The 23,649-nt window shown below is 57.9% G+C and carries 18 protein-coding genes; 1 reads left to right on the top strand and 17 read right to left on the bottom strand.

The features are described 5' to 3' along the window. Positions 1 to 46 precede the first annotated feature (46 nt). The 11 genes from ACZ89E_RS10510 to ACZ89E_RS10460 form a co-directional block, all read right to left on the bottom strand. Complete coding sequence (locus ACZ89E_RS10510; RefSeq protein WP_476255583.1) at positions 47 to 1,909, bottom strand: hypothetical protein; 1,863 nt, start codon at positions 1,907 to 1,909, stop codon at positions 47 to 49. Positions 1,910 to 2,030: 121 nt separating this feature from the next. Continuing rightward, positions 2,031 to 2,717, bottom strand: a complete 687-nt coding sequence (locus ACZ89E_RS10505; protein ID WP_476255582.1) for a hypothetical protein — start codon at positions 2,715 to 2,717, stop codon at positions 2,031 to 2,033. 95 nt (positions 2,718 to 2,812) lie between these two features. Next, on the bottom strand, positions 2,813 to 3,442 hold the full coding sequence (locus ACZ89E_RS10500; RefSeq protein WP_476257039.1) for a hypothetical protein: 630 nt from the start codon (positions 3,440 to 3,442) through the stop codon (positions 2,813 to 2,815). A 122-nt stretch (positions 3,443 to 3,564) separates the two neighbouring features. Beyond that, the gene (locus tag ACZ89E_RS10495; protein WP_476255581.1) at positions 3,565 to 4,041 is read right to left on the bottom strand and encodes a hypothetical protein; all 477 of its coding nucleotides are present in this window, start codon (positions 4,039 to 4,041) and stop codon (positions 3,565 to 3,567) included. Positions 4,042 to 4,505: 464 nt separating this feature from the next. Continuing rightward, positions 4,506 to 5,636 carry a hypothetical protein gene (locus tag ACZ89E_RS10490; protein WP_476255580.1) on the bottom strand — a complete coding sequence of 377 codons (1,131 nt, stop codon included), beginning with the start codon at positions 5,634 to 5,636 and terminating at the stop codon, positions 4,506 to 4,508. Then, positions 5,629 to 9,309, bottom strand: coding sequence for a toxin VasX (locus tag ACZ89E_RS10485; protein ID WP_476255579.1), 3,681 nt, complete (start codon positions 9,307 to 9,309; stop codon positions 5,629 to 5,631). Before ACZ89E_RS10485 ends, ACZ89E_RS10490 begins: the two co-directional genes overlap by 8 nt. Then, the gene (locus ACZ89E_RS10480; protein WP_476255578.1) at positions 9,306 to 10,205 is read right to left on the bottom strand and encodes a DUF4123 domain-containing protein; all 900 of its coding nucleotides are present in this window, start codon (positions 10,203 to 10,205) and stop codon (positions 9,306 to 9,308) included. Before ACZ89E_RS10480 ends, ACZ89E_RS10485 begins: the two co-directional genes overlap by 4 nt. After that, positions 10,192 to 12,240, bottom strand: a complete 2,049-nt coding sequence (locus tag ACZ89E_RS10475) for a type VI secretion system Vgr family protein (protein ID WP_476255577.1) — start codon at positions 12,238 to 12,240, stop codon at positions 10,192 to 10,194. The genes ACZ89E_RS10480 and ACZ89E_RS10475 overlap by 14 nt, the downstream gene beginning before the upstream one ends. Positions 12,241 to 12,371: 131 nt before the next feature. Further along, the gene (locus tag ACZ89E_RS10470) at positions 12,372 to 12,887 is read right to left on the bottom strand and encodes an Hcp family type VI secretion system effector (RefSeq protein ID WP_054051032.1); all 516 of its coding nucleotides are present in this window, start codon (positions 12,885 to 12,887) and stop codon (positions 12,372 to 12,374) included. A 313-nt stretch (positions 12,888 to 13,200) separates the two neighbouring features. Further along, positions 13,201 to 13,506: an ArsR/SmtB family transcription factor gene (locus ACZ89E_RS10465; RefSeq protein ID WP_149658647.1), complete on the bottom strand. Its 306-nt coding sequence runs from the start codon at positions 13,504 to 13,506 to the stop codon at positions 13,201 to 13,203. Positions 13,507 to 13,603: 97 nt separating this feature from the next. Beyond that, positions 13,604 to 14,734, bottom strand: coding sequence for an alkene reductase (locus ACZ89E_RS10460; RefSeq protein ID WP_476255576.1), 1,131 nt, complete (start codon positions 14,732 to 14,734; stop codon positions 13,604 to 13,606). A gap of 240 nt (positions 14,735 to 14,974) precedes the next feature. On the opposite strand from ACZ89E_RS10460, the gene ACZ89E_RS10455 reads away from it, so the two are divergent. Beyond that, positions 14,975 to 15,655 carry a type 1 glutamine amidotransferase domain-containing protein gene (locus tag ACZ89E_RS10455; protein ID WP_476255575.1) on the top strand — a complete coding sequence of 227 codons (681 nt, stop codon included), beginning with the start codon at positions 14,975 to 14,977 and terminating at the stop codon, positions 15,653 to 15,655. 69 nt (positions 15,656 to 15,724) lie between these two features. Here the strand turns inward: ACZ89E_RS10455 and hglS are convergent, their stop codons facing one another. The 6 genes from hglS to ACZ89E_RS10425 all read right to left on the bottom strand — a co-directional run bounded on the left by hglS (position 15,725) and on the right by ACZ89E_RS10425 (position 23,555). Continuing rightward, positions 15,725 to 17,104: a 2-oxoadipate dioxygenase/decarboxylase HglS gene (gene hglS / locus ACZ89E_RS10450; RefSeq protein ID WP_476255574.1), complete on the bottom strand. Its 1,380-nt coding sequence runs from the start codon at positions 17,102 to 17,104 to the stop codon at positions 15,725 to 15,727. Between the two features lie 88 nt (positions 17,105 to 17,192). Beyond that, on the bottom strand, positions 17,193 to 18,413 hold the full coding sequence (gene glcF, locus ACZ89E_RS10445) for a glycolate oxidase subunit GlcF (RefSeq protein WP_476255573.1): 1,221 nt from the start codon (positions 18,411 to 18,413) through the stop codon (positions 17,193 to 17,195). A 1-nt stretch (position 18,414) separates the two neighbouring features. Next, a complete protein-coding gene (gene glcE, locus ACZ89E_RS10440) occupies positions 18,415 to 19,464 on the bottom strand; it encodes a glycolate oxidase subunit GlcE (RefSeq protein WP_476255572.1) in 1,050 nt (349 codons plus the stop codon). Then, positions 19,464 to 20,963, bottom strand: coding sequence for a glycolate oxidase subunit GlcD (glcD, locus tag ACZ89E_RS10435; RefSeq protein WP_476255571.1), 1,500 nt, complete (start codon positions 20,961 to 20,963; stop codon positions 19,464 to 19,466). The genes glcE and glcD overlap by 1 nt, the downstream gene beginning before the upstream one ends. A gap of 187 nt (positions 20,964 to 21,150) precedes the next feature. Then, positions 21,151 to 22,077 carry an alpha/beta fold hydrolase gene (locus tag ACZ89E_RS10430; RefSeq protein ID WP_476255570.1) on the bottom strand — a complete coding sequence of 309 codons (927 nt, stop codon included), beginning with the start codon at positions 22,075 to 22,077 and terminating at the stop codon, positions 21,151 to 21,153. A gap of 23 nt (positions 22,078 to 22,100) precedes the next feature. Then, on the bottom strand, positions 22,101 to 23,555 hold the full coding sequence (locus ACZ89E_RS10425; RefSeq protein WP_476255569.1) for a flavin-containing monooxygenase: 1,455 nt from the start codon (positions 23,553 to 23,555) through the stop codon (positions 22,101 to 22,103). Positions 23,556 to 23,649: the final 94 nt, after the last annotated feature.

The raw sequence follows: 23,649 nt of genomic DNA, 5'->3' as shown, positions 1-23,649 counted from the left end.
GACCTGGGCTTGCCAGCCTGCCATTGGGGCAGGTTGGTCTCCAACCCTACCAGGACAACGCCTGCGCAATCTGATTCGCCTCTTTCCCGGATTGCCCACCCTCCATGATTGGCGCCCGTAGCAGCGACCGTACCCCCTCACGGTCCACAATCCAGAACGTCATCTTCGTGGGCGTCTTGCGCTCAATGCCAGCCACGAAGTCTTCAGGCACAGCATCTTGTTCGCCAGGCAGCTTCGTCACATCGAACTCCCATCTCTGCCCGGTTACTTGCGACTTCCCGGGTTCGGCCGATTTGGGTGAAAACTTCGTCTTGCGCATATCTGCGGCTTGTAGCCCCAGCTTTTTCACCATGAAGGCGCGCAGCAACGACTCAAGTTGTTCGTCCGATGTCTGAGCCGAATCCACGGTGAGGCCAAGCTGTGCCCCTGTTTGCAAGTTTTCGTAGTAGAAACGATTTTCCGTGTCCGTTCTCAAACGGTAGTCGCCCACGCGCAAGGGCAGGTGAATGCCTTTCCAGCTGTTCACCAGCGCATTTTCATCCTTCGGTGTTCCCCATCCGAGCGTCGCATCGCTTTGCTGCCATTCGATGAGCTTCCGGTTCAGGGCGATGGCCTCCTGAGTTCTGCCCTGGCGGTAGGCGATGTCCGCTGCGTAATCCAGCGCAGTGCGATAGAGGGGGAGATAGGAAGAGCCATTCTCCCAGGCAGGTAGGGCCAAACCCAGCGAGTGGCGAGCGGCGTCGAGGTCGCCGTGCCGGTACTGCGACACGCCGATAAGTGTCTGCACTCGCGCAACTTCATCCGGGAAAAAGGCGTCGGGCAGCGCCTTTTTCGCGAGCTCAGCAGCCTTCGACCAGCCACCCGGAAGCTCCCAGGTTGAATCCATGTCTTGGGTCTGTTCGGCCATCGTGCGCTCGCGGAACAGCGGTGGTGCGCTTTGCCATTTCAGTGCCGCGAACAACTTATGCATTTGTTCAATGGCTTGGGCCTCGTCTCGTGATTTGAACATCACGTCAATGTCCATGCGCCAGTCACCGCGTAGCGCCGTCCAGCGAATGTTGGTGCATTGCTCGCTTTCACACTCTTCTTGTCTCCCCAGTTTTACGGCGGTCAGGTCGTCGAAGGGGAGGTCAGGCATCGCCGATGCAAGCGCCCGAGGCTTGGTCTGTTCCTGATAGGGTTTGAGCCAATCCTGGCGTTGCGATGCTGTGTACTTGCGTTGTGCTTCGTCGTAAACCAGCGAAATCTCCGCGCTCAGGCGGCCGTTCGCCAACGCCTGCGTATAGAGGAGGAGGGTGGCGTCATCGCGTTTTTCTGCGGGCTCGAACTTCGCCAGCTTCCACTGCTCCAGCAGGAGTGGCATCGAGAAGTCAGCCAACTTGTAATGCAAGCGCGGCTCGTCCGGCGACAAGCGCCATAGACCGAGCTCGGGGCTGTTGATCGTGAAGAGCTTTTCCTGCAAGCGTGCTACCTCAGCTCGTTCACCCGCCATCATGCTTGCCTCGATCGCCACGCCCAGCATGCTCGTGATGCGGGTGTCGTGCCTGCTTGTCGACCCGACAGCGGCTGCTTGCCGCTCCCAATACGCGATCTGCTCTTCGGCGGCTTTCCGGGCTTCGTCGTATCGCCCTTGCTGATGCAGCAGGTCGACGAGCAAGGCGCCCGCCTCGAGATCCGTGTAATCCATAGCGCTGCCCTTGCGGCCTGCCTCCATCGCCGCGCGGGCGGCGACCGTAGCTTCTGCCAGTGATTTCTCGCTGCTCAGGCGTTGTGCCTCGTGCATCAACTGAGCAGGACTGGGTGGCCGAGCTTTTGCCTGATCCGCCGGCACCGCCCAGACGGCGGAGCTGGTTGACAGCAGGATCGCGGTAAAGAGGGCGCAGTGTCGGCGTCGTATCGAATGCTTCATGGTTGTCTCCCTGACACATGTCTAATGGGCTTACCGCACAGACATATAAAAATGCACAGCTCGGCGCGAAGGCGCTTTGCCATTTGAATGAAATTGACGCTCAAGACGACAAGCCCCGAATTCACAGTGGCCGCTTGACCACCCAATTTTTTATCGCGGGATCAATAGGCTTGTCCGCTTCAACCTCCGCCGGCGTTTGATTGAACTTCATGCCATTGCCACAGAACGCAGTGAACACATCCCCGTTGAAACTGTAGAGCTCGACACTCGTGACGGTTTCACAGGCATCACTCGCTACAACCTTTCGGGCGAGCTTGACCCGAGACGACTGATAAGTTTCGTACCAGTCTTTGAAATAGGCTTTGGATCGGGCTGCGGATGCACCTGGACTCAGGATATTGCTGGCAATCCGGGTATCGAGCGGGCTCGCCGCGAAACTTGAATAAGGCTGGATATCTTCGGGGCTGACTGGGTAGACACGTGCGTACCCTTTTGGGATGTCGAGTTTGACCACCTGCAACTGGGCTTCTTCTGGATAAACTTTGTAGACGACATCCAGAACTCCCAGGAATGGGGTGGATGGTTCTTTGCCCGTGTAGATGAACTTCTCTTCAATTTTTAGATTGAAGCGTTGGACTATTGCTTCGATTTGGTCGAGCCGTTTCCGTTCTTCCAAGCTGCTTTCCGCGATGGCAACTGGCTTCAGGTTTTTCAGTTGTTCGGGGATTGGGGAGATCTGGACCTGGATATCTGCCTGGGCGTTGAAGGCGGTGGCTGCCAGGATCAAGGGGATTATGGGTTTCAACATGCTTACTGGTCCTTGTAGGGGAAGCTTCCTGGTTTTGCTTTGTGTGTTTTACGTCGAAAGGGTGCGCATTGTGCAACCTCTCTCAAGCTTTACGCTCAACCACGATGAACATCATCAAAGTCATCGGCCTTCGGCGTTGACTGGATGCCTTTAGATTCTTGAGCGCGGTAGTAAGCTTCGATGCTCAGGGACGGATCAATCCGAGCCTTGATGATGCAGGGTTGTTGTTGCCAAGGGTATTGCTGCAACTGTTGAGTCAGCTGCTTGAGACCTGTCGTCAACCAACCCTTTTCCGACTGGTCGCGCCAGCGTCTCGGATTACGGCCCGTTTTAGCGTCGTAGGCAACAGTTATCCGGTCGAGGTGGCGACTTTGCTCCAGCACTGGCAGGTCCGGCAGCGGTTGCGTGACATCCATGTAACGTTGCAGGCAATCCCAGAAGGCCAGTGCATTCGCCTGGTCGAGGCCCAAGGCGTGGACTTTGGTAGCCAGACAAATCTTGGTGTCGGTGTAGCGGTGATGCAGCCATAGGGCATAGTCGTGGGAGCCATAACCGCTGGGAAGCAGTTGTAGCACTGGGTCGAATTCTTCGAACGGCGCAACGAAGAGGCGGCGGAAACGGCGTTTGAAGCGGAGCATGCCGTCGATGCGGTTGAATTCGCTTCCGTCGTGGGTGGTGATTTTGCTGTGGAGCCAGAGTAGGCAATCAAAACCGATGGCACCCATGAAGTAGAGGAAGGCTCCGATCCATAGGGAGATTTGTATCCCATCATTCCCCCCAAAAGATCCTTTTTGCCAATACACAATACCTGCACAAATGAAAAAACCTACGATGTGCATGTGATGGACTATTTTTTTCCCATCATGTAAAGCGTTAGTGATCCAACTATGAGAACGGTGGAAATAACGAGAAAAAATAGTAATGACAAGTCTTGCAAGTATTTAGCTACGTCATGACCTGGAATAAATGATCCCAATATCCCTGTCCAGACGATCCAGCCAAAAGGAAAGCTAATCAATTTTAGTATGAAAAGTAGATGTGGGATTTTGCTCGTGTTTTGAAAGTACCAACGCCGCGCATCGCAATACACCTCTTCCTTTTTTCCTTGTCCCTGCTGTCGCTTGTAAATCGTGTGCTCTTCGCCTTGCAACTGAGTAGTAACCTCCATCGCCGGTTCCAGATTGGCGTAATGACCAAAGGCGAGATGAGTGTCAAAGCTCCCTGAGCGATTGGCATCTTCCGCCCATTTTGGCGGTGGCAAAGGTTCATGACTGTTGCTGCGATAAGCACTGGCAGCGTACGGGGTATCCATTTGTACGGACATAGAGGGAACTCAGTGTTTTAGTGTGCCAATCCCTTGCGGTTACCGGCGTGATTGAGGTCGTGGCTGATTCTTGGCGGTTATCGGCTTTCAACTCGGCCTGTCGCTGGCGGATAGTCTGTTCCAGCTCTGGAGAGCGCTGGGACCATTGTTCGGGCGACAGGGGTTTGGACCACTGGCGGCACCAACGTTTCTCTGGGGCAGTTCACTGCCAGGGCGGTGCATGCAACACCTTTACCGCTTGATCCACATGGGTGTCAGGCAGGACTCGACCGTAGCCATCGACGAGAAAACGGGTACGACGGGTTCAACCGGGCAGGTTGAGAGAGAGGGCAACCCTGCAGTTAAAAACTGCAGGGAGAGTTGGCTTTTTGCCTTGAATGGAGACCGGCTAATGGGGTTCCCGTTCACCTTGTTTTAATGCAAGCAGATTAGGTCTGAAAAAACACCTTTGTTTGTGTAAAACATCACGCCTTTTTCTTTCCGCCGTTTTCTGCCTGATAAACCTCTGCAAAAATTTCAGTGATTGAGCGCAGGGGTTTTTGCTTTTTTAGTTCTTTGACCCGTTTACTCAGTCTTACCAATACTTCACTTGGCTTTGTCCATTGCTCTTCAGGTAGTGGCTCGGACCAATCACGCATGGCTTGCGGCAGTGCCTTACGTCCGACTTTCGCTATGCGGCGAATCTCCCATTCGACGATTCGATTGGGTAACGTCCAGAATGTCATGAGGTGGTAGAGGTACCAGAAAAAGGCATAGACCCACCCAACTTCCTTTTCGCGAATCCGGCGGTGCAGGCGTGCCCGGGCATTGCGGAAAGTATGCATCCCTTCATGGGGTGGATCATCTGGACCTTGCAGGTCCATGGGGTCCTGAATGCTTTTTAGGTCGTGGACTTCGTATTCCATGTAGGCACGCACGGCCTCCCAATGGGCTATGGCAAGTGGCAGACCGCCACAAACGAATTCAACGCTGACCAACTGTCCCTCGTGATGGAACCCCATGCCCATGCCGTACTGTCGCCGAACACCATACTGGGTTGCGCCTTGCGCCTGAACCACCCAGGCGGAGAGCGATTCCCAAGGCACAAAAACCGGAGCTTCTGCGCCCGTGGGCATGAAGCAGACTTCACGGCGCTGACGGTTGAAGCGGGTCGGGGTGACTTGTGTGTATTTTTTATGATTGTAGAGCCACACGGCGAGGCCGATGCCCAGGCCGCCCAAATACATCCAGATAGCTGGTTCGCGAGTAGCTAAAAAGACGCCTTGCATCGCACCCCGAATGTCAGCCCGACCGTAGCCGAAGCTTGCACCAAAGAGTGCGATGATAATCGGGCCACCTAAGACCATTAAGAGCGCAGCGGTAAAAGGACCACCCAGTGTCATCTGCCATGAAAACACTTGTGGTTTGCCGCCGCCGAAATCCAGATACGTATCGTTGAGATCGCTTACATAAGGGCTGTGTGGGGATGCGTCGGTGGGCAGCGGCAATGGTGCCAAAAACGTCGTGTTGCCAGAGGGGAACCGCTCGATGTCTCCTGCGCGGTGCAATTGCCTTGCCGCTGGATCTATCGGATCGATATCAAGGTTTTTAGACATGCGAAGCAAATTCCATCATCAGGGGTTCTACCTGGAGCAGAGGCGCTTGAGGGGGAGGTGGGACTCGATCAACTGAAGGGAAGGCGCCAACTCCCCTTGGATCAAAACGAATATAGTGTGTTCTCTGTTGAGGCTGCCCACTGGAACTGGTGCTTTGAACAGCCACAACGAGCATCAATTCCTCACGAGATTTACCCACAATCCGTTCGTTGGTCTCTGGGTACCCGACGCAGAGAACCACTTGATTGTCTTCCACACGACGTAGTCTGGCCACAACAGGCTCGCTAAGAATCTCCCAACGTTCTGTGGTCTGCGCCCGATCTATGAGAATTGTATTAATTCGGTACGCCCCGATGTTCAACTGGTGACTGGCCTTGCCTGCCAGCGGCGCCAGGAATGCTGCTGTATCAAGCCCGGGTAACAGCAGATGGATATCGCCGATTTTGGCTCGCAGCAGCAGATTTTTCCACCAGGAGTCGTATTCGACACGACCTACCTGCACAGAAGGTGCCTGCATTATCGCTATCAGAGAGCGTTGGTATTCAGCAAGACTCAGAGATTTGCGTTTGCTCGCATCCTGTCCCCACGGCGTACTTTGTAGCCATTGATCATGCAAACTGGTGTTGTAGTAGTTGTAAACATAGTTTCCACCCAGCTCTAACGCCGTAAACAGAGCGCCGGCCAGGTTCGCACGGAAAAATACACTTGATAGCCGGGCACCTGATACGGCCCACGCTGCGGTTCTGACAGCCCCTTGCTCAGCCGCAAGTACGGTATAGGTTGCATGGAGCGTACTGCCCAGCCCATATGTATTGCTTGCCAGCAACCCTCCTGAACCAGCCATCGACATAATCGCCCCGGCCTGTGCACCGTCGTTTCCGCTGCGAACGGCTTGTTCCCAGCTACTTTGATAACTTTTGAGGCTGGCACCGGCGGCGTATGCCCCGAATAGATAGGTCATCGATCCCAAACCAATATGCAACTTGCCCATCTGAACTTGTAAATGGTCTATTGCATAATTCTGCAGTCCCTTGGCAAGCAGTGAGCTACGAGCTGTCAGTGCTGTATCGAATACACCTTGAGCAGCCGCAAACCCTGCCGCACCAGTAGCCACTAAAGCATTTATAAAAGGTAACCAGGTTTGTTGGTCTTTACTTTTGGCGAATGTCTCTTTCGCCACTTGCCTCAGGTTTAACGCCTGCACAACAAACAACAATAACGCCGCGCCATCCCCCATTAAATTCTGCTTGGGTGCTGCTTTGACACCGTCGCGGAAGTTTTTCATCAAGCCTGATATTTCTTGCTGATTCGCCGCAGGGAATACAACAGTAATGCCCGCGCGTACAGGTGTTGCCCCATACAGCCGGACACTGTTGTCCGGTAAGTCGCCAATAGGGCTGAGCCCACCCGCCAGTCGAGCCTCGGTGCCTGCCAGCTGTTTTCGAGCTATTTCTATGTCAGCCTGGAGTTGCACAGCCTTCGGCGACTTATGGCCCGTAGTACGTTTTATAATGTCGCGTTTGTGGTTTAGCGTCTTCAAATGTTCTTGTTCTTCGAATAAATCCTTGAGCGCGCTTCTAAGAGCTGCCTTCTCGGTGTCCGACGCCACGGTAAAGGTCACGCCCTCGCGCTTCGCCGCATCCAGAATTCGAGTCGGCAAAACCTTGGGCAAACGACGGAACAGTTGATCAAAATCAGGCATGGTCTGCCCCTTGAGCACCTGATCAAAGTCAGCCAGAACTTTGTCCATGCCGCGATTCAGAGCCGGGTTCATGGTCTGCTGGGCAGCGTCGGCTACCGCGCGAGTATCTTCCGGTAGCCGATCAAGAGCTGGCAAACGGTGTTCCTCGATCTCCTGAAGGGTTTTTAGATACTCGGGCACGTTGTTGAACAACGTAATGCCCGCGGCCTGCGCAAAAGCATACTGAACCCAAACCGCTGTCTGTTCGCTGTAAGGGAGTGCATAAAACATGGGACGGCTGAATTGCGGCTCTTTCTCCAGGTACTTGAGAATCGCATCGCACGCTTCATCGCTGCGGCAGATATCCTTCAGAGATGCGTACTCTGTTGCGAAGGCCTGGCCAACCTGTTTGGCATTCTGGGGGTCGTAGTACCAGGCAGTTTTATGAAAACGTCCGGCGCAAAGCATTGCTGTCCGATCAGCAGTAATTTGGTCGAGTAGTTTGTTCCAGCGCTTGATTGATGTCCGGTGCTCGAACAGAGCGTTGTCCATCGCCTCACGGTCGATCAAGTCATTGACGCCGCGCTGGCCCATCTTGGCGCCATTCAGCACATCCTTGATCCGGCGATCCTGCTCTTTACCGAGTTTAAGCAGCGCTTCGAAATGTTTATCGACGAAGTCTTGGGGAGAAACCTTGAAGTGTTCGCGCGTGTAGTAGCGGCGATCGGTGTCTTCAATATTTTGAGTCGCTACGATTTGGCCTGCGGCAGAGCCACCATACATTGCTATTTGCGATGCGTTATCCAAGGCCTGCTGTTGCAATTTGTCAAGTTCTGGTGGAACTGGGCTTCCATTCGGCGGGGTCATCAATCCCCCTTTGTTGAGGTAGTCGAGCATGGCTTGACGCGTAGTGTCTTGCTCAGGTGCCTGCATCTTTTCCAGATCGCCAAGCATCAATTTGATGGCGGGATCATCGCTGGCATCTGATAGACCACCCATATCTTGTTTGGTTAGCTGAGTTAGCGATTCGATATAGCATGCCAGCAGATAGTCGCGCTCGTTGGCTCCTTCCTGCGTTCCGCCTTTGGCCCATGTTTCAATCCAATCGACTACGCGATCTTGATAATTTGCAAGATCCCGAAATACACCAATATGATCCTCCACCACCAGATACAGTACGTCTTGTCGGTACTCCGCTTCTATGCAGCCACTCAGCGAATTCATCGAAGATTCACGAAAGCGCTCAGGCATTTCCCACAAATACGGTTTGCGTTCATTCTCAGGGGTGGCATGAACGGTGACTGGTGGAAGCATGTTGCCCTGTATTTCCGGCTCATTTCGTTTGCGCCGTTCAGCGTTTTCCGCATCAACGACTGCCTTCAGCTCAGCATCATCCTTGGCTTTTTGCTCGCTTTGCACACGAGCAGTCGCTACCTCCGCCAACCAGCGTTCGGCCAGAGCGGGTGTTAGCAAACTTGGCCCTCCTGTTTCACAGTTGGCCTTGCTCAGGTCGACGGCTTGCATAAAGAACTTGCGTTCAGATTTGCTCTTGAGCACCTGACGGCATTTCTTTGCGGTCCACTGAACTTCTGAATACGTGACATAGAGAGTGCTGCGTGTTGAAAACGTCAACACAGGTTTCTTGATGGGCTGGTCCCGGGTGTCGCTTTGCACTTCAGTCCCTTGCCAGAGCATCGCACTGACTAGACCATCGCTGATCCGATACTCAGATAGTTCACCGTTCTGACTGTCAATTACATAGAGCCAGCCATCGCGTAAAAGGCGTATGCCGAGGGGACGAGTGCCGAGTTTGTAAGGGACAGGAATTTCACTCGACGGATCAAGAGCAGTGCCATTCACCAAGCCATAGCGCAAAGGCACCAGTTGGATTTTGCCCTTCATCAGCCAGCAGGTACCCGTTGAACATTTGGCGTCTTCGCGGCTCACGCTGACGTTGTTGGGGTTTTTTCCTGAGGTTGTTGAGGTGGTCATCCTGGATTCCTTTGCAGGCTCTCAGCCCTTTCCTTGGCGATATTGGCGACGTATTCAAGTCGTTGTGTGGGTGTCTGCTCTGAGGTTGTTTCAAGCAAAGCGTCAAGATCCGGATGCTCTGCCAATGCCATTATCCCGAGAAAGCCATGGATATTGGCATAAAGCGTAATTTCAAGTTCGCTGCTAAAGCCCCGATCATATGAGCGCGAAGCGAGTTCGTTCAGGTATTCCCAGCGTTCCGGTGCCTTCAGATCCATCTGGAACGCTGGAAAATATTCGTTCATATGCTGGTCCAAGCGCATGACAACGGACCTGAAATTGACTTCATCCAGCAACGTGACTTGTGATTCGCTCAACCGGTAAGGTTTTGCGTGAGAAGCCATAGGAACGCCTCCCGGACGATGGTGTTGATGCCAGCATCCCAGTGTGGAATCGGCTGTAAGTACCTGCACGCAAGGTCCGAACAACGTGGCGTCTTTCAATTCCTCAGCCTGAGCAAGCAGGGTATGTGCTACCGCCGGGTCCGCTACACGAAGTAGTACTTCTATATCTTGAGGGTGAGTAACGCTGGTCAACCAGCGAAAGTGATCAAGCACGTTTTGCCAAGGCTGATCACTGAACACCAAATAACCCCATTCCTCATTAGCGTGCGCTAGAAACTGCTGAAAGATCGGATCGCTTGGCCCACTAAGGCGTATCAGACACGGAGCGATATCGTTCAAAGCAGACCAGCGCGTTCCTAGATAAAGTGGTTCGAAATCGGGAGCATCAGACCAGGTATACAACTGTCGGGGTAACTTTTCGACACTGACACCATCCAGCAGTAATGCAACGCTTCCCCGCCAGTGCAGGTCATGAGGTAGTCGGGCTCCCAGAGAGGATTCAGGCTTTAGCATTTAACGCCTCCAATCGGGCCTTTTCACAGATCGCGCAAATCGGCTTCTTCTGCATCAACGCCTGCCGCTGCGCCGGCACCAACAACTCTCCTGCCTTATCCGCATCCGCCTGCTTCAACGGCCCCGGCAACAACGGCGCGGCCCCCGTCCCATTCCCCGGACTGCCCCCCGAGTTCATGTTGATCACCGGCCCACTCAACGTCACGCCGCCAGCGTCAATCTTGATGAAGCTGCCCCCGCCAATCAGGGTCAACTCGCTGCCGGCTTCGAGCACGACTTTCATGCCGCTGCTCAGGTGAATCTCTTGCCCGGCCTCAATAAACTGCCCAGTCCCAATCTTGACATGCTGGTTAACCCCCACCGTCAAATGATCATTCGCCTGCGTCTCCACCTTCCGGTCTGCATAAACCGTGTGGTGTTCTTCAGCCTTGAACTCTGTATAGCTATTCTTCTCAACCGTATCGTGGCGTTCATTGCCGACGCGGATCTTCTGGTCGTGTTCGACGTTTTCATCCCAGTCGCGCTGGGCGTGGAGGAAGATTTGTTCCTGGCCTTTTTTGTCTTCGATGCGCAGTTCGTTGTAGCCGCCGCCACCGGGGGAGCTCAGGGTTTTGAAGGTGCTGCGGGTTTTGTTCGCCGGCAGGTCGTACGGGACGGTGTTTTCCTTGTGGTACAGGCAGCCGCTGATCAGGGGTTGGTCGGGGTCGCCTTCAAGGAAGGTCACGAGCACTTCCATGCCGATGCGCGGGATGGCGATGCCGCCGTAGTGGGCGCCGGCCCAGGCGGAGGAGACGCGTAGCCAGCAGCTGGTTTTGTCGTCGGCCTGGCCTTCGCGATCCCAGTGGAATTGCACTTTGACGCGGCCGTATGGGTCGCAGTGGATTTCTTCACCTTTGGGGCCGGTGACCACGGCGCTTTGGCTGCCGAGGATTCGCGGTTTTGGGTGGTTCAGCGGTGGACGGTTCGGCACGTCCCACGGGGTGGCCTGGAAGCGGTTGCGATAGCCTTGATGGAAGTCATCCTTCAGCGCCGTGGTGTGGCTGGTGACCGACTCTTCCAGCACTTGCGGCTGTTTGCCTTCGTGGAGGACTTCGGTGAGTAGCCACAGGTCGTTCCATTTGGCTTTTGGGTGTTGGGTCAGGGCCAGGAAGTGGCCGCTGACCAGCAGCGGTTGATCGCTGCGGCCTTCGGCGAGCTGGAAGTCGCTGCGGTGGCGTTCGAGGGCGCGTTTGGCCAGGTGCTTGCCGCGTTCGCGGTCGATGAAGCGACCGGGGTAGTCGTAGTCTTCGAGGTCGGGCAGGGCGTCGCCACGGTTTTCGCTTTCGAGGGTGAGGCGTGGTTTTTCGAAGTCGTAGTCGCGGCGGGTGGTGCGGCTGGTGCGGGTTTCCAGGCGCAGGTCGAAGCGCTTGATCACCGGGTCGTTGGCGACCATGCCGGAGTCTTGCTGGTAGGCCACAGGCGCGAGTTTCGGGAACACCGTCTGGTCATCGCCGAACACCAGTTTGTGGGCCGTGGCGCTGTGCTGGAAGTGGTAGTGGATACCTTCTTCCTCGCACAGGCGCTGGATGAAGTGCAGGTCCGATTCATCGTACTGAACGCAGTAAATACGCTCGGGATAAATCGCCCCGACTTTGAATTCGTAGGCGTTGCTTTGGATACCGTGCTCTTCGAGGACCATGCCGACGATTTTCGGCACGCTGAGGTTCTGGAAGATGCGCTGGTTGATGCGGTGCGCCAGGTAGGACAGTTGCGGGCGCAGGGTCACCGCGTAGCGGGTCAGGCGTTTGCCGGAATCACCCTGGGCGGCGCGATAGATCTGGCCATGGATGCCGCTGCCGTCTGGCGAGAGCTGCAAAAAGGCCGGTTTGTGCAGCAGCGTTTCGAGGTCCAGGGACGGCTGTTCACTGACCAGCTCCACCTCAAACACAAAGGGCTGGCTGATGGCTTCCCGGCCTTGCAGGGCAAGGACCTGTAAGTCGTTGGAAAGGCCTTCGATAGTCAGGGCAAAGTGAGTCTGATTGGCCGGCGCGAACATCCCTTGTTCCTCGTGCTGTGCTGCGGCGTAAACCAATACCCGATCAAAGGATCAGCAGACGCGAAATTCTGGAAAGGCGTAAACAACATCGACCAGCAGAGCTGGCCGATGCGTAAAGCGGTCAGCCGCGATTAAGCGACTGGTTGACGCCAGTCATCGGAACCCGAAGTACCGGATACTTCGTGGGTCCAGGTGATTTTACGGTAGGTGAACTGCACTTCTTCCAGGTGCGTGAAGTGGGAGTTCGACGGATCCTGGCAGTTGTGCATTTTGTTGTTGATGGCGACGATGATCGCGTCTTCCAGCTTGGTGGTGTAGTAGTGCTCTTGGGTCCCTTGGGCCGAAGTGCGGTACCACTGGATAACGATTTCGCTCATGCGCTCGCCGGAAGTCAGTGCGGCTTGCAGCAGTGGCGAAGCTTTGTCGTAGACCTTGGTGATCACCACTGGCTTGTGCACGCGCTGACCGGTTGGTTGGCCGGACTGTGGGTCACGCGGGATGATCACGTCGTGGCTGAACGCCTGAACCATGACCTGGTCTTCGTGACCTTCCTGGTAGGTGTTGCCAACGGAGTCAGCGGTGAATGCGCCAGCAGTGATCAGGCCTTGTTTTTCGCCAGTGACGGACATGTAGGCAGGTGTTGCCATGGGATGCTCTCCTTGCTTGATAAATAGAGGTGCCCGGAGGCGAAATCGCCCGGTGGGTGCCTAACTGTTATCAAGGACCGTGCCAGAAAAGGTGAGGGCTATATAAACCGGGGGGATGATCGAGGTTTTTCAAGCGCTTGGGTGAGTTTGGAGGGAAATCACCTCATAAAGTGCGCAAGAAGTTGCGCAGTACTGCGCAACTTCTTGCGCACTCGGCTGCAGGCCACGGCGGGGTTGGCGCTTAGCGATATTGGAAGGCGTTTTCGCAAAATAAGTGCGCAACTTCTTGCGCATCAAGGCCATGCGCCATCATTCAGAGGCTGACACCGATTTGCTCGACAAACTGAGCGATGGTTGTGTCGTTGCGCCGGTAATAAGTCCACGGCCCGATCCGCTGCGAGGTGACCAGATTGGCTCGTTGCAGGGCGGTGAGGTACAGCGATACCGTGGACTGCGAAAGACCGACCTTTTCCTGAATGATGCTGACGCACACACCGAAGGCCTCCGGGTCGCGTTCCTGGGTCGGGAAGTGCACGCGCGGGTCCTTCAGCCACAGCATGATTTGCAAGCGTGTGGGGTTGGAAAGGGCTTTGATGATGTCGTTCAGATCAAGGGTCATGGTCGAGCCTGGGAGCCTGTGTGCTGCGTCGAAATAAGCCGAAACCCTGAGGCCGGCAGATCGTCCCGCGTATCAAGGAACCGATCGGCCGCGCAGTTTACAGGCTCGGCTGGTAGCGCGGGTAATCGCTGTACCCGACGGCGGTTCCACCGTAGAGGCTGGAGGCGTCCAGTTCATTGAGCGGCCATTGATTCAGCAGGCGCGCGGGCAGGTCCGGGTTGGCGATAAACCAGCGGCCGAAGCCGATCAAATCCCCCCAATCGGCGTTCAGCACGTTGTCGGCGCGTTCGCCCGAGTACTTGCCGGCGTACATCAGCAACCCGCTGAACGACTCGCGGACGGCTTGGCGGAAGGTGATTGGCAGTTCCGGGGCGTTATCCCAATCGGCTTCGGCCAGGGACACGTAGGCAATGCCGATCTGTTCCATCAATCTGACGGCTTCCAGGTAAGTTTCGTGCGGGTTCTCTTCTACCAGTCCGAGGTAGACCCGTGCTTCATCAGTGCTGGCGAACAGTGGTGCAAACCGCACACCGACCCGATCCTTGCCCACCACCGCCGCCACGGCTTCGGTGATTTCCCGCAGGAAACGCAGGCGATTGCTCAGCGAGCCGCCGTATTCGTCAGTGCGCTGGTTGCTGTGTTCAGAGATGAACTGATTGACCAGGTAACCATTGGCGCAGTGCAACTCGACGCCATCGAAACCGGCTTCCACGGCATTGCGCGCCGCTTGAGCGTAAAGCTGGACGAGTTCTTTGACCTGTTCGGTGCTCAACGCTTGCGGCACCGATGGTTCGGCCAACGCACCCGTGCCCGGGCCGGTTTCGATAAACACGCTGACCGCCGTCGCCGGGATGGCTGAAGGTGCGATCGGTGCGGCGCCACCCGGTTGCAGTGAGGTGTGTGAGACCCGGCCGACATGCCATAACTGGGCAAAGATCGGCTTGCCTTCAAGGTGCACCGCTGCAGTGACCTGTTTCCAGCCGTCGATCTGTGCCTGGCTGTGAATCCCCGGTGTCCAGGCGTAACCCTGGCCGCGCGGTTCAATCTGAATACCCTCGGTGATCAGCAAACCGGCGCTGCTGCGCTGACGGTAATACTCGGCCATCAGGGCGTTGGGAATGTTGCCCGGCTGAGTGCTGCGCGAACGGGTCAGTGGCGGCAGCACCACGCGGTTTTGCAGGGTGAACGGGCCGAGGCGGATGGGCGTGAAGAGGGTGGAACCGGTCATCGATAAGTCCTGTAAAGCGGAATGAGTGCGTTCGTACGCCGTCAGCCGAGGCTGAGCAGGGTGCGCTGTGAACGCCTTTATAGGAGTATCACGATATTGCGATATATCAATATCTAAATTTGAAAAGCTTCCGTATGATCCGGCCACTCGGTGAAACGAACCGCCCAACCGGGTGGTCAATGACTCAGTACCCAAACGCCAATGAGCGTCCGACTATTCCTGCACTCAAGTGAGAACGATATGAATATCCTGATGGTTCTAACGTCCCACGATCAGTTGGGCAACACCGGTAAGAAAACCGGCTTCTGGCTGGAAGAATTCGCCGCGCCGTATTACACGTTCAAGGACGCCGGCGCTCAGTTGACCCTGGCCTCGCCCAAGGGCGGCCAGCCACCGCTGGACCCGAAAAGCGACGAGCCGGACGCGCAAACCGCCGCCACCGATCGTTTTCGCAAGGATTCGGCTGCGCAATCCGCGCTGGCATCTACCGTGGTGTTGAGCAGCGTGAAGGCTGAGGATTTCGATGCCGTGTTCTATCCGGGCGGCCATGGCCCGCTGTGGGACTTGGCAGAGGACAAGGATTCCATCGCACTGATCGAGGCGATCTACAAGGCTGGTAAACCGGTCGCGACGGTCTGCCATGCACCGGGTGTGTTGCGCCATGTGAAGGATGCGGACGGTCAGCCGTTGGTTAAAGGCAAGCGGGTGACCGGGTTCAGCAACACAGAAGAAGAGGCCGTGCAGTTGACCGATGTGGTGCCGTTTTTGGTCGAGGATGAGTTGAAGGCCAAAGGCGGGATTTATTCGAAGGGCGCTGATTGGGCGAGCTACATCACCACCGATGGGTTGTTGTTGAGCGGGCAGAATCCGGCGTCTTCGCAAGCGACGGCCAAAGCCCTGTTGGCAGCGTTGCAAAGGTAGGAGCAAAGCTTGCTCGCGATGGCGATTTTGAAGACGCCATCGCCGGCAAGCCGTGCTCCTACAGGTTTCTCAGCGCTTGAGCGCGGCGTAACACGCCTCAATCGAGCGCCGCTGCGTTTGCGCATACAACCCCAACTCATCAATGGTCGACCGCCCCAGCGCGTGTTCAAACGCCTTCTGATTTGACTGCACGTCATAGCGGGTCTGCGCGGCTTCCCCCAGGTTCGACTGGAAAATCCCCGCCGCACTCACCGGCAAAAAGTCCTCATACACCATGGGTTCAACCCGCACATACCCGGCGCTGAGCAACTCGTCCAGCGAGACACCGTCCAGCCCATCCGCCGCCAACCCCTTTTCCGTCACGAAGTAGCGAAAGTACGCCAGTTCCTGTCGGCGCATGCCCTCCAGCGTGTCAGGGAATTCGCCAAAGTGTTGAGTCATCAATTCGTTGTAGCGGGCGGCGTTGGCTTCATTCGGGAAGTCCTTCAGCTCATCACGCGCGGCGTTAAGCAGACGATCGTAAAGCGCCCGGCCTTTAGGCGTGAGCGCCGCGCCACGTTGTTCGATTTCGCCAAAACGCGCGCTGTGGCTGCCACGTGTCTGGTCCTGATCGGTAAAGGCAATCGGCTCGTCCAGCGCTTTGAAGCTGGTCTGGCGCAGCAGGATCGGGCACTGCCGGCGTGGCGGGCCTTCGATCACGGCTTTGGGGGTGATGCCGTGGGCGGGCATTTGCGCCTGGACGATGTCGATGTCCAGGGTGCGCGGGGTCAGGTGATTGATGTGTGGGCCTTTGAACGCCACCACGTCGGCGATCAGTCGATGCTGGGCGCTGAGTTGCTGGTATTGCGCGGCGGTGACGGTGGCGCTGTGGTGCCAGCGGAAGGTTTCCAGAGTTTGTTCGACGAAATCCCAGGATTGCTTCTCGGTGAGCCCGCCGTGGGTTTCGGCCTGTTCGATCAGCGCCAACGCCTTCGCGGTGAAGATCTGGCGTTTATCCAGCACCGATTGGGCAAAGGCGCGCAGTTCCAGGTTTTCGATCAGCTCCAGGCGCAGCAATGAGGTAAACACCCGGAACGGGCTGACCTGCAGCGCCGCTTCATGCACCGCGCGGAACGCCGTGGAATGCACCGGCACCCCGGCCGGGGTCAAATCGTAATAGCCCACCGGTTGCATGCCCATCACGGCGAACAACCGGGCGAGGGTGGCCAGTTCAGCGGCGGTGCCGACGCGGATGGCGCCGTGGCGTTCCAGGTCCAGGCGCTGAATTTCGCCAGTGCTTTCGAGCTGCCGGGCGATCTGCGGATCGCTATCGAGCACCTGGCGGTTGGTTTGCTCCACCAATTCCATCAGCGCGCCGTACAGCGGCACTTCTTCGCGGTACATGTCGGACATCGCTTTGGAGAAGCGCTGGCGGATCAGGTCGGGGCTGACGAAGCTGGGGTGGTTCATGAAAAAAATTCCTGGCGCGGTAACAGAGAGGATGCGGGAAAAGATCGCAGCCTTCTGCCACGCCGACAAACGAAGATTCCTACGAACTTCATTCTCCCAGCGACTGGTCCACCAATTCGATCCAGTGCCGGACCGGCGTGCGTCTTGCGCTGGCGAGGTGGCTTTGGCAGCCGACGTTAGCGGTGACAATCAGTGCCGGATGGCCACTTTCCAGGGCATTGAGCTTGTTGTCCCGCAGTTGCCGGGCCAGTTCCGGTTGGGTCAGGGAATAAGTCCCGGCCGAGCCGCAACATAAATGACTGTCCGGCACGGCGGTGAGGTTGAAGCCCAAACGGCTCAGCACGGCCTCGACCGCGCCGCCGAGTTTCTGCGCGTGCTGCAAGGTGCAGGGGCAATGGAAGGCAATTCGCTGATCCGTCGCGGCGCAGACCCGTTCCAAGGGTTCATCAGCCAGCACTTGCACCAGATCCAGTGCCAGCGCACTGACCCGCAAAGCCTTGGCGGCATACGCCGGATCACGTTCCAGCAGATGGCCATAATCCTTGATGAACGCACCGCAACCACTTGCCGTCTGCACAATCGCTTCGGCGCCGTTTTCGATGTGCGGCCACCAGGTGTCGATGTTGTGCCGGGCGCGGCCCAGCCCTTTGGCCTGGGCGTCGAGGTGATAGTCCAGCGCACCGCAACAACCGGCCTCCGGCGCCGGGATCACGCTGATCCCCAACCGATCGAGCACCCGCGCCGCCGCGGCATTGGTGTTGGGCGACAGACCGGGTTGCACGCAGCCTTCGAGCATCAACATCCGCCGGGCATGCCGCGGGGCAGGGCGCTCGCCGGTGGCGGGCAGGTCGTGGGGCAACTTGGCTGCAAAACCCCGAGGCAATAACGGCCGAAACGTCGCGCCGATCTTTAGCAATGACTTGAACAGGTTCGGGTTCGGCGCCAGTGCCCGCAACCCTTCGCGCAGCAACCGCTGACCCACGGGGCGCGGCACCGCTTTATCGACCACGGCCCGGCCAATGTCGAAGAGGTTGTGATAATCCACGCCGGACGGGCAGGTGGTTTCGCAGTTGCGGCACGACAGGCAACGGTCCAGGTGCAATTGGGTTTTCGCCGTGGCGGGGGCGCCTTCGAGCACTTGCTTGATCAGGTAGATGCGCCCGCGCGGGCCGTCCAGTTCATCGCCCAGCAATTGATAGGTCGGGCAGGTGGCGTTGCAGAACCCGCAATGCACGCACGTGCGCAGGATCTTTTCCGCTTCGGCGGCCCGTGGCAGCTTGCGCGACTGCTCGCTGAGGGTGGTTTGCATGCTAGAACTCCGCGTACATCCGGCCAGGATTGAACAGCCCTTGCGGGTCCAGTTGCGCCTTGAGTTGCCGGTGGTAGCGCAACAGCGCCGGGGCCAGTGGCTGGAAGGGCGTGTCGCTGGCGCCGTGACTGAAACAGGTAGCATGGCCGCCCAGTTCATGGGCCAGTGACTGGATGTTGCCGGCCTCGGATTTTAGCCAGCGTTGCGCGCCGGCCCAGTCGATCAGTTGCTCGCCGGGCAGCGACAACGGGCCGAGGTTGTTGGGCAAAGACAGCCGCCACAACGGCAGGCCTTCATCGAAAAAACCCAGTCGTTGCTCGTTCAGTTCAGTCCAATGCACCGAATCCAACGGCTCACCGCCCAGCCGTTGATGCGCCGCCGTCACCGAGCCTTCGCCACCCTCCAGCCGCAGAAACAGGCGCTGACCATCATGGCTCGCCGCGCTGATCGGCAAAGGTTGTTGGCCCCATTCGGCGAGCTTGCTCAATGCCCGAGCACTGTCGAGTTCCAGGCTGATGCTCAGGCATTGCCGGGGTTTGGGCAGCACTTTGAGTGAGACTTCGGTCAGCACGCCGAGGCAACCGTAACTGCCCACCAGTAGGCGCGACAGGTCATAGCCGGCGACATTTTTCATCACTTCGCCGCCAAAGCGCAGGTGTTTGCCGAGGCCGGTGATGACGCGGGTGCCGAGGACAAAGTCGCGCACCGAACCCGACCATGGCCGCCGTGGCCCGGACAATCCTGCCGCGATCATTCCGCCGACGGTGGCGCCTTCACCGAATGACGGAGGCTCGCAGGGCAGCATTTGCCCCTTGGCGTCGAGCGCCGCCAGCAGTTCGGTCAATGGAGTGCCCGCGCGAACACTGACCACCAGTTCCGTCGGGTCATAGCTGACAATGCCGCGATGGACACGGGTGTCGAGCACTTCCCCGGCCACCTCGCGGCCGAGAAACGCCTTGCTGTTGCTGCCCTGAATCCGCAGCGGCGTGGCGTTCGCCCGGGCCTGGTTGACCTGTTCGAGCAGCGCCTCGCTGGCATCGAAATCCGCCATCAGAAACGCTCCAGCTCAGGAAACGGCAGTTGCCCGGCGTGAATGTGCATCGCACCGAATTCCGCGCAGCGGTGCAGGGTTGGGATGTTCTTGCCGGGGTTGAGCAGGCCTTGCGGGTCGAACGCGGCTTTTACCGCGTGAAACAGGGTCAATTCGTCGCTGTTGAACTGCGCGCACATCTGATTGATTTTCTCCCGACCCACGCCGTGTTCGCCGGTGATGCTGCCGCCGACCTTCACGCACAATTCCAGAATCTGCCCGCCCAAGGCTTCGGCCCGGGCCAGTTCGCCGGGCTGATTGGCGTCGAACAGAATCAACGGGTGCATATTGCCGTCGCCAGCATGGAACACGTTGGCCACGCGCAAGCCATGTTCGGCGCCGAGGCGGGCGATGGCTTCGAGCACGCCAGGCAATTCGCGGCGGGGGATGGTGCCGTCCATGCAGTAGTAGTCCGGCGACAGGCGGCCAATGGCCGGGAAGGCATTTTTGCGTCCGGCCCAGAAGCGTACGCGTTCGGCTTCATCTTTAGCTTGGCGCACTTCGCTGGCGCCGGCCTGTTGCATGACCTCGCGCACGCGCTGGCAATCGTCGTGGACATCGGCTTCGACGCCGTCCAGCTCGCAGAGCAGGATTGCCTCGGCGTCCACCGGGTAGCCGGCGTGGATAAAATCCTCGGCGGCGCGAATCGCCAGGTTGTCCATCATTTCCAGGCCACCGGGGATAATCCCGGCGCCGATGATATCGGCCACGGCGCGACCGGCCTTTTCCACCGAATCGAAACTGGCCAGCAAGACCTTGGCGACCTGGGGTTTGGGCAGCAACTTGACCGTGACTTCGGTGATGATCCCCAGCAAGCCTTCGGAACCGGTGAACAGCGCCAACAGGTCAAAGCCCGGCGCATCCAGCGCGTCCGAGCCCAGGGTCAGGCGTTCGCCTTCAACGGTGAGCACTTCCAGTTTCAGCAGGTTGTGCACGGTCAGGCCGTATTTGAGGCAATGCACGCCGCCGGCATTTTCCGCGACGTTGCCGCCGATGGAGCAGGCGATTTGCGAGGAAGGGTCCGGCGCGTAATACAGGCCGAACGGCGCCGCAGCCTGGGAAATCGCCAGGTTGCGCACCCCGGGCTGGACCCGCGCGGTGCGGGCTTCAGGGTCGATGTGCAGAATTTGGTTGAACCGCGCCATCACCAGCAGCACGCCTTTTTCCAGGGGCAAGGCGCCGCCAGACAATCCGGTGCCTGCGCCGCGAGCGACTACCGGCACTTGTTGGGCGTGACAGATTTCGAGGAGTTTTTGCACGTGCTCCAGACGCCGGGGCAAGGCCACCAGCATCGGCGTGGTGCGATAGGCGGAGAGCCCGTCGCATTCGTAGGGCTTGAGTTCTTCCTCGCGCCAGAGCACGTCCAGGTCGGGGATTTGCTGGTGCAGGCGGTTGAGCAGGGCGGCTTTGTCGACATCGGGCAACGCGCCGTCGATGGGTTCGTCGTACAGAATATTCATTTCACAGGTCCCTGTGGCGAGGGAGCTTGCTCCCGCTGGGCTGCGCAGCAGTCGCAACCCGGCACAGGCATACTGATTGAAGGACTGCGGTGCCTGGTTTGAGGACTGCTGCGCAGCCCAGCGGGAGCAAGCTCCCTCGCCACAAAAGCGGTGCTCACTTCATTAGGTTTTATCACCACAGAAATATTCATCGCTGCGGTCCCAGAAACTCCCGATACAACCGCGCCGTCCTCATCGGTTGCTCGACCATCGGCATGTGGCCAATCCCTTCCCAGATGTCCACCCGCAAGTTATCAATGCCTTTGCTCCACACCGCGACGCTGCTGACGTCGATCAACCGGTCCTTGCGCCCCCAGAGCAGCAGCGCCGGGCATTTGATGTCGGGGAGTTTTGGCTCCATCGGCGGGCTGGCGCGCAAGTCCTGGAAGATTTCCGCCAGTTCGTCGCGGCTTTGTTCGTAGCGCTGGGCGACGGCGTCCAGCACCACACCCGGGACCCACGGCGGGTTGGCCATGGTCATGGCGTAGAAGTACTGGAATTCTTCCTTGGAATTGATCAGGAACGGGTTGTGCCCCTTGGCCAGGTGGCGTTCCAGGTCACTGATTTCGGGAGCGGTGACGCCAGCCGGGTCGATCAGCGCCACCGAGGCAATCCGCTCGGGGTAAGTGGCCGCCAGCCAGGCCGCGATGTAGCCGCCCATGGAGTTGCCGATCACATGCACTTTCTCGACGCCGCACACATCCAGCAGCTGGATCATGCGCTTGGCCTGAATCCCGATGTCGTAGCCGCCACCGGCCTTGAAGCCGGTTTCGCCATGGCCGGCGAGGTCGGGGATGATCACCCGGTAGTCGCCGACAAAGTGCCGGGCAAAGCGCAGCCAAAGGTTCTTGTCGGCGCTGTAGCCGTGCAGCATCAACACCGCGCTGGAGGCTTCATACGGCCCGCCTTGCCAGGTCGAGACGGTCATTTCGCTGATCGGTACCACGATCTTGTGCAGCCGATACAGCTTGGCCTCCAGGGCCATGCTCAGGTCATACAGCCAATGGCCGATGGCCGGGTAGCTCAACCAGCTCCAGGCCACGAACACCGCGATTGCGACAACCAACAAAAGCATCAGGCGTCTTCCTTTTTACGTGATCAGGACAGTATGTGATCGGCGGGTTTCAGGGCCTTGGTCAAACGGTAATAGCTGAAACTGAACCCCGGAAACATGGCGATCACATGACCGCTCTTGCTTTGATACCAACTGTGGCAGCCACCGGACTTCCACACTGTGCGTTCCATTTCCCGGTGGATCATTTCAGTGTAGGTACGTTCCGCCTCGGGGCGTACTTCAATGCTGCGCAGGCCCTGTTCTTTTAGTGCGCGAATGCAGCCGAGGATGTAATTCATCTGGGATTCGATGATGAACAGCGCCGAGGTGTGACCGATTCCGGTGTTGGGGCCGGTGACGATAAACAGATTGGGGAAGTCCGGCAGGCTGGTGCCCAGATACGCCCGTGGATATCGCGCCCAGACGTCTTTCAGGCGCTTGCCGTTCTTGCCGGTGACCGGGTAGGAAATCACCCCGTCGGTGGCGTCGTAGCCGGTGGACCAGACGATCAGGTCGACGTCGATGTGCTGGCCGTCCAGGGTGTTGATCCCGGTTTCGTCGAGGGAGGCGATGCCTTGTTCGCGGGTGTGCAACGTGACGTTGGGCCGTCCGAGCGCCGGGTACAAGGTGCTGGAGACCAGCACCCGCTTGCAGCCGATGGTGAAATCCGGGGTCAATTTGCGCCGCAACTCGGGGTCGGGCACCTGGCGTTTGAGGAAACGCAGGGCTTGTCGCTGAACCAGATGAATCGCCGGTTTGGAGTATTTGAACGCGATCACCCGGGTTTCGAATAACCAGTAGATCGTCCAGCGCAGCAGTTTGTAGGCCGGTTTCAGCCCCAGCAGCCAGCGCTGGAAGCGGCCGAAGGTGCGATCGGCGCGGGGTAGCACCCAGTGGGCGGTGCGTTGGAAGACGTGCAGGTGTTCGACGTCCGGCGCAATCGCCGGAATGACCTGGGCCGCACTCGCGCCGCTGCCAACAATAGCCACGCGTTTACCCGTGTAATCGTAGGAATGATCCCAATGGTTGGTGTGAAAGGTCTTGCCCTGGAAGCGTTCCATGCCTTCGAAGTGTGGGACCACGGGTTGGCTCAGCGGCCCGGTGGCGTTGATCAGGAACTGCGCGTAGAACGTGCCTTTGCTGCCGGTGCGGACCGCCCAGCGTTTACCGGCGTCATCCCATTCGATGCCTTCGACGTTGGCCTCAAGCTCGACTTTTTCGCGCAAGCCGAAACGCTCCACCACGTACTGGGTGTAGCGATGCAATTCGGCCTGTTCGGCGAACATTTGCGTCCACTGATAAGGCGCGAAGGACAGCGAATACAAGGGCGAGGGCACGTCGACGGCCGCGCCGGGGTAGGTGTTCTGGCACCAGGTGCCGCCGAAAAAGTCCCGCCGTTCCAGCAAGCGAAAATCGCTGATTCCCGCCTTGAGCAAATTGATCGCCGCACACTGCCCGCCAAATCCGCTGCCGATGATCAATACCTGAAAGGTTGGCATGGGCCTCCTCTTTGTCGTTGTTTAGTAAACCCTTCCTTCATGTATAGCCAATCTGTAGGTCGATGCTTTCGTTTTGTAGGAGCGAGGCTTGCCC

The sequence above is a fragment of the Pseudomonas sp. TE3899 genome (genome assembly GCF_056279105.1).
This window is presented reverse-complemented; position numbering and strand designations above follow the sequence as displayed.